The organism is Stenotrophomonas sp. YJH_SMC_120, from assembly GCF_059368675.1.
Window position 1 is genome coordinate 118,291 of the sequence record NZ_JCAFRY010000002.1, and the last position, 13,489, is coordinate 131,779.

The 13,489-nt window shown below is 65.9% G+C and carries 17 protein-coding genes; 7 read left to right on the plus strand and 10 right to left on the minus strand.

The features are described 5' to 3' along the window. Nucleotides 1-106: 106 nt before the first annotated feature. On the minus strand, nt 107-934 hold the full coding sequence (locus tag AC5P60_RS04610) for a GlxA family transcriptional regulator (RefSeq protein ID WP_239501104.1): 828 nt from the start codon (nt 932-934) through the stop codon (nt 107-109). Between AC5P60_RS04610 and AC5P60_RS04615 the strand changes: the two genes are divergently transcribed. The 3 genes from AC5P60_RS04615 (at nt 935) to AC5P60_RS04625 (ending at nt 2,853) form a co-directional block, all read left to right on the plus strand. Then, complete coding sequence (locus AC5P60_RS04615) at nt 935-1,966, plus strand: SDR family NAD(P)-dependent oxidoreductase (protein ID WP_242898806.1); 1,032 nt, start codon at nt 935-937, stop codon at nt 1,964-1,966. A 213-nt stretch (nt 1,967-2,179) separates the two neighbouring features. Beyond that, nucleotides 2,180-2,434 (plus strand): hypothetical protein, encoded by a 255-nt coding sequence (locus AC5P60_RS04620; protein WP_005409683.1) that lies wholly within the window; start codon nt 2,180-2,182, stop codon nt 2,432-2,434. Then, nucleotides 2,431-2,853 (plus strand): low affinity iron permease family protein, encoded by a 423-nt coding sequence (locus tag AC5P60_RS04625; RefSeq protein ID WP_033834197.1) that lies wholly within the window; start codon nt 2,431-2,433, stop codon nt 2,851-2,853. Before AC5P60_RS04620 ends, AC5P60_RS04625 begins: the two co-directional genes overlap by 4 nt. A gap of 3 nt (nt 2,854-2,856) precedes the next feature. Here the strand turns inward: AC5P60_RS04625 and AC5P60_RS04630 are convergent, their stop codons facing one another. Continuing rightward, a complete protein-coding gene (locus AC5P60_RS04630; protein ID WP_242898805.1) occupies nt 2,857-4,374 on the minus strand; it encodes an FAD-dependent oxidoreductase in 1,518 nt (505 codons plus the stop codon). Nucleotides 4,375-4,598: 224 nt separating this feature from the next. Between AC5P60_RS04630 and AC5P60_RS04635 the strand changes: the two genes are divergently transcribed. Then, nucleotides 4,599-4,829 carry a hypothetical protein gene (locus AC5P60_RS04635; RefSeq protein ID WP_024956843.1) on the plus strand — a complete coding sequence of 77 codons (231 nt, stop codon included), beginning with the start codon at nt 4,599-4,601 and terminating at the stop codon, nt 4,827-4,829. 9 nt (nt 4,830-4,838) lie between these two features. On the opposite strand, the gene AC5P60_RS04640 is transcribed toward AC5P60_RS04635, so the two are convergent. Next, nucleotides 4,839-5,288: a BLUF domain-containing protein gene (locus AC5P60_RS04640; RefSeq protein ID WP_483693099.1), complete on the minus strand. Its 450-nt coding sequence runs from the start codon at nt 5,286-5,288 to the stop codon at nt 4,839-4,841. Between the two features lie 189 nt (nt 5,289-5,477). Here AC5P60_RS04640 and AC5P60_RS04645 point away from each other — a divergent pair, with 189 nt between their 5' ends. Beyond that, entirely contained in the window at nt 5,478-5,738 is a 261-nt protein-coding gene (locus AC5P60_RS04645) for a hypothetical protein (RefSeq protein WP_224482002.1), read from the plus strand. A 7-nt stretch (nt 5,739-5,745) separates the two neighbouring features. Here the strand turns inward: AC5P60_RS04645 and ligD are convergent, their stop codons facing one another. Both ligD and AC5P60_RS04655 read right to left on the minus strand, forming a co-directional pair. Then, nucleotides 5,746-8,295, minus strand: a complete 2,550-nt coding sequence (gene ligD, locus AC5P60_RS04650; RefSeq protein ID WP_242898804.1) for a DNA ligase D — start codon at nt 8,293-8,295, stop codon at nt 5,746-5,748. Between the two features lie 12 nt (nt 8,296-8,307). Continuing rightward, nucleotides 8,308-8,484: a DUF3606 domain-containing protein gene (locus AC5P60_RS04655; RefSeq protein ID WP_005409690.1), complete on the minus strand. Its 177-nt coding sequence runs from the start codon at nt 8,482-8,484 to the stop codon at nt 8,308-8,310. A gap of 251 nt (nt 8,485-8,735) precedes the next feature. Here AC5P60_RS04655 and AC5P60_RS04660 point away from each other — a divergent pair, with 251 nt between their 5' ends. Further along, entirely contained in the window at nt 8,736-9,233 is a 498-nt protein-coding gene (locus tag AC5P60_RS04660; protein ID WP_150359842.1) for a YciE/YciF ferroxidase family protein, read from the plus strand. Between the two features lie 38 nt (nt 9,234-9,271). Here AC5P60_RS04660 and AC5P60_RS04665 read toward each other — a convergent pair whose 3' ends face one another. The 3 genes from AC5P60_RS04665 to AC5P60_RS04675 are packed head-to-tail and all read right to left on the minus strand — an operon-like array spanning nt 9,272 to nt 11,230. Beyond that, nucleotides 9,272-10,006 (minus strand): DNA-formamidopyrimidine glycosylase family protein, encoded by a 735-nt coding sequence (locus tag AC5P60_RS04665; protein ID WP_483693100.1) that lies wholly within the window; start codon nt 10,004-10,006, stop codon nt 9,272-9,274. Further along, the gene (locus AC5P60_RS04670) at nt 9,999-10,766 is read right to left on the minus strand and encodes a DUF72 domain-containing protein (RefSeq protein ID WP_266192679.1); all 768 of its coding nucleotides are present in this window, start codon (nt 10,764-10,766) and stop codon (nt 9,999-10,001) included. The genes AC5P60_RS04665 and AC5P60_RS04670 overlap by 8 nt, the downstream gene beginning before the upstream one ends. Beyond that, nucleotides 10,763-11,230: a BLUF domain-containing protein gene (locus tag AC5P60_RS04675; RefSeq protein ID WP_088470611.1), complete on the minus strand. Its 468-nt coding sequence runs from the start codon at nt 11,228-11,230 to the stop codon at nt 10,763-10,765. The genes AC5P60_RS04670 and AC5P60_RS04675 overlap by 4 nt, the downstream gene beginning before the upstream one ends. Nucleotides 11,231-11,532: 302 nt before the next feature. Between AC5P60_RS04675 and AC5P60_RS04680 the strand changes: the two genes are divergently transcribed. Then, a complete protein-coding gene (locus AC5P60_RS04680; RefSeq protein ID WP_005409695.1) occupies nt 11,533-11,856 on the plus strand; it encodes a KGG domain-containing protein in 324 nt (107 codons plus the stop codon). 121 nt (nt 11,857-11,977) lie between these two features. On the opposite strand, the gene AC5P60_RS04685 is transcribed toward AC5P60_RS04680, so the two are convergent. Together AC5P60_RS04685 and AC5P60_RS04690 are read right to left on the minus strand one after the other, a co-directional pair. Next, complete coding sequence (locus tag AC5P60_RS04685) at nt 11,978-12,886, minus strand: manganese catalase family protein (protein ID WP_088436490.1); 909 nt, start codon at nt 12,884-12,886, stop codon at nt 11,978-11,980. Nucleotides 12,887-12,923: 37 nt separating this feature from the next. Continuing rightward, nucleotides 12,924-13,445 carry a ferritin-like domain-containing protein gene (locus tag AC5P60_RS04690; protein ID WP_049452453.1) on the minus strand — a complete coding sequence of 174 codons (522 nt, stop codon included), beginning with the start codon at nt 13,443-13,445 and terminating at the stop codon, nt 12,924-12,926. Nucleotides 13,446-13,489: the final 44 nt, after the last annotated feature.

A 13,489-nucleotide genomic window follows, 5' to 3' on the forward strand; every position in this document is an offset into this window, starting at 1 on the left:
CGGAGCCCGTTTCATCCTGCAGGGGCGGCCTCCATGCGGGCCTTTCGTTTCGGACATCGGTAGCCGGGCATGGCTCGGCTCCGCACAGGTCCCCGCAAAGACGAACTCAGTCCGCCCCGCCCCGCGCGTTGCGCCGCAGGGACTGCGGGGGCTGACCGAAGGCGCGCAGGAACGCTCTTCGCATGCGTTCGGTGTCAACGAAGCCCGTTTCGGCCGCGACTTCATCCATCGTGTAGCGGCTCTGCTCGATCAGCACGCGAGCGGCCTCCACGCGCAGGCTCTCCACCGCCTTCGCAGGGGATTGCCCGGTTTCTTCGCGGAACGCGCGACTGAACTGACGGGTGCTGAGATGTGCGGCCTGCGCCAGTTCTTCAACCGACAAGGTGGCGCGCAGGTTGCCACGCGCGAAGGTCAGCGCATTCTGGATGCGATCGGACCGGGCATCCAGCTCGAGCAGCACCGAATGCTGGGACTGCCCGCCTCCACGGCGGTGGTAGACCACCAGCTTCCGGGCCACCGCCCTGGACAACTCCGCACCGAAGTCGTTCTCGATCATGCCAAGCGCCAGGTCCAGTCCCGCGCTCATGCCGGCGGAAGTCCAGATCGGGCCATCGGTGATGAAGATGCGATCTTCCTCCACCTGCGCGGCGGGAAAGCGCTGCTTGAGCGCACGGGCGTGGAACCAGTGCGTGGTGGCGCGCCGCCCGTCCAGCAGCCCCGCTTCGCCAAGAATGAAGGCGCCTGTGCACACCGACGCTGTCCGGCGCGTGCGCGTGGCCGCCTGGCGGATCAGTTCGATCAGCGTGCCGGTGGACGGGGCTGGCTCCAGCAGGCCGGCCACGATCAGAGTATCCAGCGGCTGCTGCGCCAGCGGCGCCGTTTGCATGGCCATGCCAAGCGAGCTGGGCACCAGCCCGCCCTGTTCGGAGAGCATGTGCAGATCGTAAAGGCGCGCGCCTTCGGTGGCATTCGCCAGTTCGAAGGCGGACGCAGCCGCGATCGCCATGGTCTGGAACCCGGATGGCAGAACAAATCCAACACTGAGCATGGCGGTTTTTCAGGGATGGCCGTAAACGAGGTATATACGACATTTACGCCATTCACAAGCCGGCCTAGATTTGGCCCTGACCCCGGCGACGCCCGCCGCTTCGGACTGACCACCGTGAACAACCCTACCCCTCAAGGCACCGCTCTCATCACCGGCGCATCGTCAGGCATCGGCGCGGTCTATGCCGATCGCCTGGCCCGCGCCGGATACGACCTGATCCTGGTTGCGCGACGCGGCGACCGCCTGCGCCAACTGGCCGAAGCACTGGCCCGCAGCACCGGCCGCGCAGTGGACGTTGTCGCGGCCGACCTGACCACCTCCGACGGGCTTGCCGAAGTTGAGAGCGTCATTCGAGACCGAGCGGATATCCGACTGCTGGTCAACAATGCCGGCATCGGCGCCACGGCTCCCCTGCTGCAGTCGGATATCGGCGAGATGGAGCGCATGATCACGCTCAACGTGAACGCCGCGATGCGCCTGGCCTACGCCGCCGCCCCGGTGTTCGTGGCCCATGGCCAGGGCACGATCATCAACATCGCCTCCATCGTCGCATTGGCGCCCGAGTTGCTCAACGGCGTCTACGCAGGAAGCAAGGCGTTCGTTCTGGCGTTTTCGCAGTCGCTCCACCATGAGCTGGCCGACAAGGGTGTGCGCGTCCAGGTTGTGCTGCCGGGGGCCACCGCAACGGACTTCTGGCACCTCTCCGGCCTGCCGGTGGAGCACTTGCCGCAGGACATCGTGATGAGCGCCGAGGACATGGTGGATGCATCCCTGGCCGGGCTGGCGCAGGGCGAACGTGTGACCATTCCGGCGCTTCCGGACATCGCTGAGTGGGACGCCTTCGAGCACGCACGCAAGGCGATGGCGCCGGGGCTTTCGCGGGCGCAGCCGGCACAGCGCTATATGAGCAGGGTCTGACCGGCGAACGGGCTACAGACGCCCGGTGCAGGGGATGGAGCGATGGCCGGGCGGCGTCGCGTTGAGCGCTACGCTGCCCCGCCCTGCTGATTGTTAACGCGTGTTGCCTGAAGGTTTGACGCCACGTTGCCCCGCCCTTGATGGGGCCGCTCACAGCGCACTCCTATGCTGGGCCCGCCACCTGAGGGGTGGTGATCAACCTGGAGATTCACCATGCAACGCGATCAGAAAGACCTCCCCCACCCCGACGCGGAAGCGCAGCGCCCCGATCCTGTCAGCCCGCTGCAGGCAAAGCTGCACAACCACCGCAATCATGACGAAGCGCTGCAGGAGACCTTCCCTGCCAGTGATCCGATCTCCCCCTTCGTCGCCGCGCCAACGCCGGAAGAGCAGGCCAAGCGCCTGGGTGAGCGGGTCAGGCTGCCAGATCGTCGAACGGATGAGGAGGCCGCGGGAGGTGACGAGTGATCCGGCGCGGCTTCGCCCGGGTCGCGGCCGCGACGGCACGATTGTCCGGCAGCCTGGGCGCATTCGTCGCGGCGCTGGGGGTGATCATCATCTGGGCCGCCAGCGGGCCGGCCTTCCACTTCAATGATACGTGGCAGCTGGTGGTGAACACGGGAACGACCATCGTGACCTTCCTGATGGTGTTCCTGATCCAGCACACGCAGAATGCCGATACGGCCGCGCTGCACATCAAGCTGGATGAACTGATCCGGGTCAGCAAGGACGCCAACCAGGAGTTGTTGAACCTGGAGTCGATGGAACCGGCGCACCTTGAAGAGATTCGCCAGCGTTACGAGGCACTGGCGAAGACCGCTGCAGACATCAAGTCCAAGAAGGAACGCTGCATGCCCTGCGAGGCGGATGCGGCCGCCGAAGCCTGAGGGTCACCGCTGCAGCGGCTGCTCTGCCTGCAGCGGTTCTGGCGTGAGGCCCTGCCGGGCGGGGCCTTCCAGCAGCGCCCCGGTGGCGGAAAAGCGGCTGCCATGGCATGGGCAATCCCATGTGCGTTCATGGCCATTCCATTGGACAACGCACTTGAGGTGCGGGCACAGCGCCGACATCGCATGCAGTTGACCGTGCTCATCGCGGTAGACGGCGGTCCGCTTTCCATCCACGTCCAGCAGTGCGCCACAGCCACGGCTTAACTCGCTGGGCGAGTGCAACGGCGCAGCACCAAGGCGATCTCCCACCATGTGCCGTGCAACCGTGCCATTGGTACGGGCCCAGCCGGCCGCCGAACGCACTGGCGTGAAGCGCATGGGGCCTAGCAGCTTCTCGATCTCGCTGGTCGTGCCCATGATTCCCTCGGTGATCGCACGAGCGGCCACGCCCGCCCAGGTCAAGCCATCGGGACCATAGCCGGTGGCGACCCACACATTGTCGTGCGCGCTGCTGCCGATGTAGGGCAGCTGGTCGGCTGCACGGAACTGCTGCGCCGACCAGCACAGCGGTTCGCCCTGCACGGTGAAGTTGCGACGCGCGTCGGCGACCAGATGCTGTGCCGGATCCATCACCGGGGTTTCGCCGGTGCGATGTGTCTCGCCGACCAGCACCAGCCAGTCGCGGCCATCAGTACCGCGCACCCCGCGCAGCGAGCGGTGCCGATCGGCGATCCAATGAATACCTGCCGCTGGCGGATTGGCAACCGGCACCGCCACGCCGTACTCGCGGTGCACTTCCATCTCGGCCTGCACCAGGTTGAACCCTGCCGGCGAGTGGGTGGCGAGCACGAAGTGCCTGGCATGGATGCGGCCGCCAAGAGCGGTGGCAACGCCTGCTGAGGCCTCGATGCTGTTGATCTGGGTCCAGTCGTGGATGCGCACCCGGCCCACCAGGTGTCGCGCCAGCTCCCTGCAGAAGGCCGCCGGATCCAACTGCGCCTGATCAGGAACACGGAACGCGTGGCCCAATGCGAACGGTAGACCGGACTGCTGGTGTTCGCACTCCAGGCCCACGTGCTGATAGGCCTGCAGCTCACGCTCGAATCGCGTCGTCACCTCGCGCGTGCGCTCCTGCATGCCGTACTGCATGGCCACGCGTTCGAAGCCGCAACGCAGATCGTAGCGATGAACCAGCGTCTCGATGGCGCGCAGCGCCTGCTGCCGCCACTGCACGATGCGACTGGCCGTGTCGCCGCCCCAGCGCGAGACCAGTTCTGCCAGCCGGGAGACGGGCGCGTAAAGATTGCCCGTGGACATCACCGTATTACGCCCGCCGATCGGCCCCGCATCGACCACCAGCACATCCAGGCCGCTATCCGCCAGGCGGGCCGCTGTCAGCAGGCCGGTCATGCCGGCGCCCACCACCAGCACGTCCGCGCGCGTCGTGCCGGCAAGGGGGCGGAAGCAATGCGACTCGGTGTCAGCTGACCATAAGCTGGCGCGCGGGAACGGTTCGGACATGAAAGGGATCCTTGCAGCTTCAGCTGGGAGGCCTCTCTGATACGCCTTGCCGGGTGAAACGAGGGTGGCGCGGCCGTGCAGATGATGCTCACGCGCTGCGACGATCAACGCCATGGTCAAGGCCAGGTGAGCGCTGCGTGGGCAACACGCCTGTGTCGCCTCTGCGAACCGCAACTCTCTGCTTGCAGCGTGGTCGCTAACGTGCCTGGAAGGAGGATCAGGCAGTGAGCACGCACCTGGAAATCGATCTGATGATCGCGCAACTGGACGAACTGCTGCCGACCTGGGCAGCGTTCTACCCCGAGCAGCAGTTCGTCCGCATGCTTGCCGAGGCACTGGACTACATTGCTGCCAGTGCAGACCCGGAGGCCCGGCTGTATTGCGTGATGCGCACCGGGCACCTCAACGCGTGCAGCGGAGAGATTCCATGCGCGGCGCGCTATGGAGGCCGCTAGGCCGGTGGATCACGCCGCGACCGCGTAGGGTTCCACCAACCTGGCCAGGATATCCATCGCCGTCTCGGTTGGCGCATCGTCACCGCTGTGCTGGGCGAACCCTGACCAGTCCGCGCGGGCAAGAAGCTTCAACTGCTCGGGTTGGGTGGGCAGCCAGCGCATCGGCCAGAACGGGAGCCGCCGGTTGCCCACCCTGCCGCGCTGCAACTCGATGAGCCCGGTATGGCTGGAGGCGCCCATCACCCGCGAGTACGCCACCCTCAAGCCGTCTTCGGGCCCCTCCATGTACTGCAGGAAGCGGCTGCCGTCGAACAGCATGACGCCGGTGACGCCGGCACTGCGGTTGAAGCGGGCGGCATCATCGACCAGATCGTCGAGCTTTCCGCTGCCCAGGCCGAACGGATCACCAGCAACGGCTGGGCCCGCTTCGCTGACGTATGCGACTGCCCTGATCGGCATTAACTGCTCCTGTAGCGAATCCCCCCAGATTCCGTGGCCGTAGGATAGGCCACCTGCGCCCCGCAGTTGTTCCCATCATGTGCATTTTGTGAATCAGTTGGGTTCCAGCTGACAAACGGCATGCAGGACGCCTACACCGCCCATGCCGTGGATCGTTTACGCTTGGGCCAGATGACTCGGGAGCGCCCCATGCCCAATACCGGCCTTTTCCATGTTCTGGAGCTGGACGCTGTTTCCGGCGTGCAGGGTATTGAGCGCGTCAGGTCCATTCGCGTGCGCTGCAACACCTGCGGCGGGATTACACAGTTGTCGGGGGACGCGTTGGGGGCGGTGCCCGGTGGAACGACGCTGGTGTGCGGCGCTTGTCCTTCGCGCCAGACGGTCAGCAACGCGCGGCTGGTCGAATGCGATCATGTCCTGCCCGGCAGCGCGCAGGGATCCGACGCGTAGGCGCGGGCTACGGGTCTGCCTGCGCCCAGCGCGCCAGATTCTGTTTCACTTTCCCGATGCCGGCCCAGGGGTCTTTGCGCCGCCGCTTGAGCTTTGCTGGCACGTCCTTGATCGTGAACGCGTCTGCGCGCTTGAGTTTCGCCAGATCGCCCCAGGCGATCGGCAACGCGACCGGTGCGCCCGGCCGCGCCCGCAGCGAGTAGGACGCGACTGCCGTGGCACCGCGCCCGTTGCGCAGGTAGTCGACGAAGATCCGCTTGTTGCGGAGGCTTTTGGTGGCCGTTGCCAGGAATCGCTGGGGCTCGGATTGCGCCAGCGCATCGGCGAAGCCCTTCGCAAAGCGCTTGGTCAGGTCCCAGTCGCATCCCGGGTTGAGCGGCACCACCACGTGCAGGCCTTTGCCGCCGGATACCCGCAGGAACGATTCCAGCTGCAGCTGCGCCAGCAGTTTGCGGATGTCGGTTGCCGCCTTCTTGACCTCTGCAAAGGGTACGTCCGGTCCTGGATCCAGATCGAACACCACCCGATCGGCGTTGTCGGGCGCTTCTGCGTGGCTGCCCCAGGGGTGGAACTCCAACGCGTTGAACTGCACCAGTTCAAGCAGGCTGGCCGCGTCACGCACCACCAGGTAATGGGCGTTGATGCCGCTTTCCTCCTTCAGCCTTACCCGATCGACCAGTTCCAGCCCGGCTGTGTGGTGTTTCTGGAAGAAGCAGGGTTTTGCGGTGCCACTGGGGCATCGGATGATCGACAGCGGACGATCAACCACCTCGGGCAGGAGGTGCTCCATCACTGCTGCGTAGTAGTCCCATACCTCCTGCTTGGTGTAGCCATCGCCAGGAAACAGGATCTTGCCGGGGGACGAAAGCGCGGGCGGTGTGCGGCCGGTAGCGGGTGACTTTTTCGTATCGCGCGCAGGACGCGTGGATGCGGGCTGTCCACCAGAGGGCATGGCCGGTCCGGAGCGATCGGAATCTTCGAGATCGGCGATGTCCTTGTCCGCCCGTACCGCCTTCAGCGATGCCTGGCGCAACAGCTTCTGCCCGCCAATCCCGCGATAGAAGACCTCCACCACGAAACGCGGTGCGAACCAGGTCGCGGCGCGAAGGTCGGTGTCCTGGGTGGGCACGTGCGCCGTCGGCTTGCGGCCGCCGCCGCCTTCGATGCGCTTGCTGACTTCGCCGATCAGTTCGTCCGAGAACCCGGACCCGACGCGGCCGACGTAGAGCCAGCCATGTTTCAGGTCTGGCCTCGCCAGCAGCAGCGAGCCGAACCCGGTGCGGCTGCCCTTCGGCGCGGTGTATCCGACCACCGCGAACTCGTCGCTGGCCAGCTGTTTGGTCTTTCGCCAATCCTCACTGCGGCCGCTGTGGTAGCTGCGATCGGCGCGCTTGGAAATGATGCCTTCGAAGTGCTGCTCACCGGCCAGGCGATAGGCCTCGTCGCCATCCCCCTGCACATGCGAACTGAACGCCAATGGCCTGCCCTGCCCCTCCAGCACGGAGTGCAGCAGGGCCTTGCGTTCCAGCAAGGGCGCATCGGCGATGTCCACGCCATCAAGATGCAGCAGATCGAACAATGCATACGTCAGGACGCCCTGCCGCTCGCCGGAGAGCGTGGCCTGCAGCAGGTTGAAGTCTTCCTTGGTGCCGGCGCCGGCGATGAGCTCGCCGTCCAATGCCGCCGAGGTAAGGCCCAGTGCCGCGATCGCGTCACGTATTTCAGGCAGCTTGCCGGTCCATTCCAGTGCGTTCCGCGACCACAGCTGCACGTTGCCCTCAGCCACCGTAGCAAGGATGCGGTATCCATCCCATTTGATCTCATGCACCCACTGCCCGCCCTGGGGCGGCGTGTCGCCCAGCTTGGCCAACTGCGGCTCAAACGGCCCGGACGGCGCTGCCGCCTTTTTCGCCTTGCTGAGCGCCAGGGCCTTCTTCGCCCAGTTCTTTCGTCGGGTGCGTGTGGGGGGTACGACCGTGAGTTTCTTCTTCGCGCTCTTTCCGGCCCCGGCACGCTTCAGGTCCTCCGGGGGCGCTACAGCAACGTCCGCCAGCAGATCGTCTGCCTCGATGTCGCTGGCAAATTCATCGTCATCCTTGAACAGCAGCCACTGTGGCTGGCGCGCAGGCTTGCCGGAACGGACCAGATGCCATCCACCCTTGAGCTTGGCGCCGAACAACTCGAAGCGTAGATGGCCCTTGGCGAGCTGGGCTTCCGGGTCGCCCTGCGTGGCCCACACACCGTGGTCGAACTGGGCGACATGTCCGCCGCCATACTGGCCTTTGGGAATCTCGCCTTCAAATGCTGCGTAGTCGACGGGATGATCCTCCACCTCCACCGCCATGCGCTTGACCTTCGGGTCGTAGCTGGGGCCCTTGGGAACGGCCCAGCTCTTCAGCGCGTCACCCACCTGCAGACGGAAGTCGTAGTGCCTGCGGCTGGCATGATGCAACTGCACCACGAAAATGGCGCGTTGGCCTTCTGGCAGCGCCTTGCCCGGTTCGGGCTCCCTGGTCTGGTCAAAACGACGCTTGCGGCGGTACTCGACCAGTGACATGGCAGCTCCGCGCTACTTTCCCAGGTGCTTGCGTACAGCAGCGGCGGTGGGCCCGACCTCGGCGACCGCGGCCCGAAGCTCCTCGGCTGACACACCCAGCGTCGTGGTCCAGTACTGCAGTTCATAGTCTTCGTTGACGTTGATGCGATCCCGGTCCGGGCTGCCGGTGTTCTTCTTGTCATCGCTCATGGGAGTCTCCACACGTGATCGGGCGTGAAGTGACCGTACCGGCCGGCCCATGGGCACCAGGCGACGCCACCGTGAAGCGATGGCGAAGGCCTGCCGGTATCGGGACTGCGGCAGGCGGGCGACAGACGCCACCTCGTGAAGACAACGCGCAGGGCTCGCGTTGGCGTTCACATGCCGCCTTCACCTGGCCCCCGCCTGATCGCAACCGGGCGGGACCTACGCTGAGCGCTCCACTCACAGCGGAGCCCAGCATGGCTATCAAGACAGCGGAAGACCTGTTCATCCACGAACTCTCGGATATCTACAGCGCCGAAAAGCAGCTGACCAAGGCCCTCCCGCGCCTGGCCCGTGCGGCCGAGAACCCTGACCTGGCCACAGCGTTTGAAACGCACCTGGAAGAAACCCAGGGCCAGATCGAGCGCATCGACCAGGTGGTGGAGGTTCTCGGCATCCGGCTGAAGCGCATCAAGTGCGCGGCGATGGAAGGTCTGGTGGAGGAAGGCAAGGAAGTGATCGACAGCATCGACAAGGGCCCTGTGCGCGATGCCGCCCTGATCGGCGGCGCACAGAAGGTCGAGCATTACGAAATTGCGTCCTACGGCACCATCGCCGCGCTGGCCAAGCAGCTGGGCTACAAGGACGCCCTGCCGCTGCTGCTGGAGACGCTTGAGGAAGAGAAGGCCACCGACGAGAAGCTCACCCTGCTGGCCAAGGGCGGCGACAATGCCAAGGCGGCACAGGCCGCCTGATCGACGCGCGCCGAAGCCGGCCGCCATGGACGGCGGCCTCAGGGTTGGTACAGCACCTGGTCGTTCGGGCAGAAGAACGTGCGCCGCCGGGTGGTGCCCATGTAAAGCTTGCTGATCGGGCCGCCGCATGCCGGGCAGATCCTGCGCGTGTGTACCTGCCAGTGCTTCTTCAACTCGAAACGGCGCTTCCACTGCAGGAAATCAAAGCTGTAGGCGCGGGCCTGCGTGATCAGCGCGGTGAGCCTGCGCGGTGGCAGGTCGCCCAGCCGCGTGGCGGGGTGCACGCCTATACGGAACAGCACCTCGTTCTTGATGATGTTGCCCACGCCGGCAAAGACCGTCTGGTCCAGAAGCGCATCGCAAACCATGACGTCCGGCATTGCCTTCAGCTTGCGCTGGGCCAGCTTCGGATCCCATGCATCGTTCATCACGTCCGCGCGCCAGTCGTAGACCTCGTCCAACGGCTCGTCGATCAGCCGCACGGAACACGCATAGAAGTTCAGATCGCCATTGTCGAACCGCAGGGATACACGCGCCGGGGTTGGCTTCCGTTCGTCGATGCGCCAGCTGCCGAACATCATCAGATGGACGCGCAGCGTGTGGCGGCTGAATTCCAGCAGGAAGTGCTTGCCCCAGCTGCGGACCGCCTTGACCCTTCGGCCCTGCAGCGGCGACAGGTCGACCCGGCTGTTCCCGGAGACGGCGCGGACCACGTGCCCCTTGAAGTGGCTCGCTGCTTCGCGCAGCAGGACGATCGAAGGGCCTTCAGGCATGTTCCTTCTCCTGCAGCAGCGCCTGCAGGTGCAGGGCGTTGCCGGTGGCGTGACCCAGTGCGGTGTTGTCCAGTACGAACCAGGCGGGTCGTTTCGCGTCGGCCTCGGCCAGCAGCTGCCGCGCAAGGTGGGCAAGGGTGGGTTCGTCGTAGGCGCTGCGATAGATCTGTGGCTGGCCGTGCCAGCGCCAGTAGCTCCACGCGCGGTCACCGCCGGGCGTCGCTGCCGCCGGCACACGTGCCGGATCCGCGGCAACCCGTGCCACGCCATGCGCGCTCAGAAGCGCATCCACTTCTGGCGTGAACCAACTCGGGTGGCGCGGCTCGCACGCCATATCGGCTTGGGTGCGCGCGCGCAGGCCCCGCAGGAATGCTCTGGCCGTGGCCGTGTCGTACACTAGGCTCGGCGGCAACTGCAGCAGTAACGGCCCGAGCTTTTCACCCAGCTCCAGCACGCCTTCAAGGAACCGCTCGAGCGGTTGCATTGCGTCGCGCAGCCGACGCTCATGGCTGATCTCTCGCGGCAGTTTCACCGCGAACCGGAAGCCCTCCGGCACGCTCGCCGCCCATCGCGCATAGGTCCTGGCCTGGTGCGGTCGATAGAAGGATGAGTTGATCTCCACCATCGGCAGGCGTGTGGCGTAGCGCTGCAGCGCGCTGTCGCCCGCGCCGAACGCTTCCTGATCCGCGCGCGGCAGCGACCAGCCCGCACAGCCGACACGCAGTGGAGCGGATGCACGCGGGGCGGCCGCCGCCGTCATCGTACCAGCTGCCCGTACGGTTCCAGGGTCTCTCCCGCACCTGCATCCGTCTGCAACTGCGAGACCGACAGCAGACGATCCAGTGCGCTGGCGCCCGACTCCAGCGCCGACGCGCTGCGCACGAAGCCGGTCCAGTCGGAGATGGCGATCTTTCCCAGCGCGAGCTCATCCACCCGCACGCTGCGCATCCGCCAGTGCGGAAACTGCCGCCGCCCCACCCTGCCCCGGTTCAGCTCGACGATCCCACTGTGGCTGCCGGCCGCGAGAATGCGCGTGTACGCCGCATTGATCCCGGCCTCCGGGCCCTCCAGATACTGCAGGAAGCGCGAGCCGTCGAACAGCAACGTGCCGGTGACATCGACGGATTCGTTGAACTGCACCGCTTCGGCCACAAGCCGTTGCAGCCGCTCTTCGGTCAGGCTTCGGGAAGCTTCACTCACATAGGCAATCGCACGAAAAGGCATGGCACCACCGGATGTTGCAGACAGCTCTACCTTAGCGATGCGGGTCGTATGTGCAGTGAGGCCGGCGTAGAGGCTGCGTCGAGTTGAGGCGCGGGCCCGCCGCATCGCTTTGACACGTGCTAGAGCGCGGCGGGCGCGCCTGCGGGCGCACACGCGCGTGCACGACGTTTCGTGGAGAGCGGATGAGGAATCGTGGGCTTCCGGATGACGCCACGTTGGCGGTCATGCCACCGCCGTCTAGCGCCGGATCTGGAAGATGGTCCCTGCCGCCAGTCGGGCGGCTCAACCCAGGGAGACTTTCCATGGCCAACCAGAACCAGAACCAGGGCAACAGCAACCGCGGTTTCGCTTCGATGGACGAGGACAAGCAGCGCGAGATCGCCGCCAAGGGTGGACGTGCCGCGCACGAATCAGGCAACGCCCATGAATTCAGCTCGGAAGAAGCACGCGAAGCCGGCCGCAAGGGCGGCGAAGCGGTGAGCCAGGATCGACAGCACATGGCGGACATCGGCCGCGAAGGCGGCCAGAACAGCCGCGGGGGTGGAAACCAGGGCGGTAACCAAGGCGGGGGGCAGCAACAGCAGGAACGCGGCGGCGGCAACAACCGCGGTGGCCAGCAGCGCTGATCGCGGCTGAAGGCCGATGCACCTCTTCGTGGGCGGACGTGATGTCCGCCCACTTTCGTACGCCTTGACGCTGATCAAGGGCTTCGCCACTGGGGCGCCGCAGATGGGCGCCCCAGCTCTTTCACGGCTCGCGTGGTGGCAGGTCCAGTGCTCCCGCGCCCGGGCCGGCCCCCAGCTCGGCCCCGGTGGTCGGCCGCGCTTCCGGGTCGGAGAGTGTACGCAGGGCCATGGCCTGCACCGCCGCTTGTTCGCGCGCGTCCAGGCCCACCGTGCCGCCGCCGTCGCCACCATCCACAGCGGTCTGTGCCTCGCGGTCGCTGACCCGCTCCCATAGCTCGCCGCTGTTCCAGCTGCCCTGCAGGTCGTCGGCGCCGTCGCCCTGCGACATGTCCATGTACAGATCGGTGAACGCAGGGTCCCCCGGCAGCTTGCCCGGCGGGAAGTTGGGCTGGATGCTGTGCAGCGCCTTCTCGAATGACTTCATGTGCGCGATCTCGCGCGTCATCAGGAAACGCAGCGCATCCTTGATGCCGGGGTCGTCGGTGACGTTGATCAGGCGCTCATACACCAGCTTGGCGCGCGCTTCCGCAGCGATGTTCGAGCGCAGATCGGCGGTAGGTTCCCCGATCGAGTCGATGTAGGCCGCTGTCCACGGCACCCCGCTGGAATTGACCAGTGCCGGCCCGCCACCGTACAGGATCTGCTCGGTATGGCTGGTGCTGTTCTGCCCCAGCAGCCGCATATCCTCGGCCTCGGCAAGCCCTTCGGACTGAATGGCCTTCGGCCCGCGGTTGAGCATGGCGATGATGGTGCCGATGATCTCCAGATGGCTGATCTCTTCGGTGGCGATATCCATCAGCAGGTCCTTGCGGCCTGGATCGCATTCGCCGAGTCCCTGGGTGAAGTAGCGCATGGCGGCAGCAAGCTCGCCCTGCGGGCCGCCGAACTGTTCAAGCATGAGGCTGGCGAGCTGCGGGTTGGATTCGCGCACGCGCACGGTGTACATCAGCTTCTTGTGATGAAAGAACATGGGGTTTCTCCAATGGCTGGCTGTGCTGGCGTCGGGGTCAGCGCTTGGCTTGCGCGCCCGGCGTTTCGTCGCGATTGAGGAACGCACCGACCAGGCCGTCCTGGTGGTCCTCCAGCCAGCGCGCCATGGCGATCTCTTCCTGCAGGATCTGGCCACAGACCGCGGCGATGTCCGGCGCTGCGGCACGCTCGGCAGCAATCACCAGCGCCCGGTAGGTGGCGATCTCGGTGTTTTCGAAGCCGAACGAGAGCCCTACGCTCTTGACCATCTCGTCTTCCATCAGGCTTGTGCCGGCCGCGTGGAGAGCCGCAGTCATGCTGGCGAACAGTCCCTTGGCGGTCGGCACGCTTCCTCCAAGCGCTTCAATGCACTGGCGCAGCGAGGCTGCCTGCCCCTGCGTCTCCTGGACGTGCTGGGCGATCCGTGCAGCGAGGTGGGGATAGTTCTGGATCCGCGAAGCCATGGCCTTCATCATGGTTTCCGCCTCCTGCTCCATGGCGTAGGCGTCCTGCAGCCACTTCAACAGGCGCTCGCTTCGGGCGTTGTTCTGGTCTGCCATTTCGATCTCCGGTGCGGGGCGACATGCCTCCGGAGACCATGGTG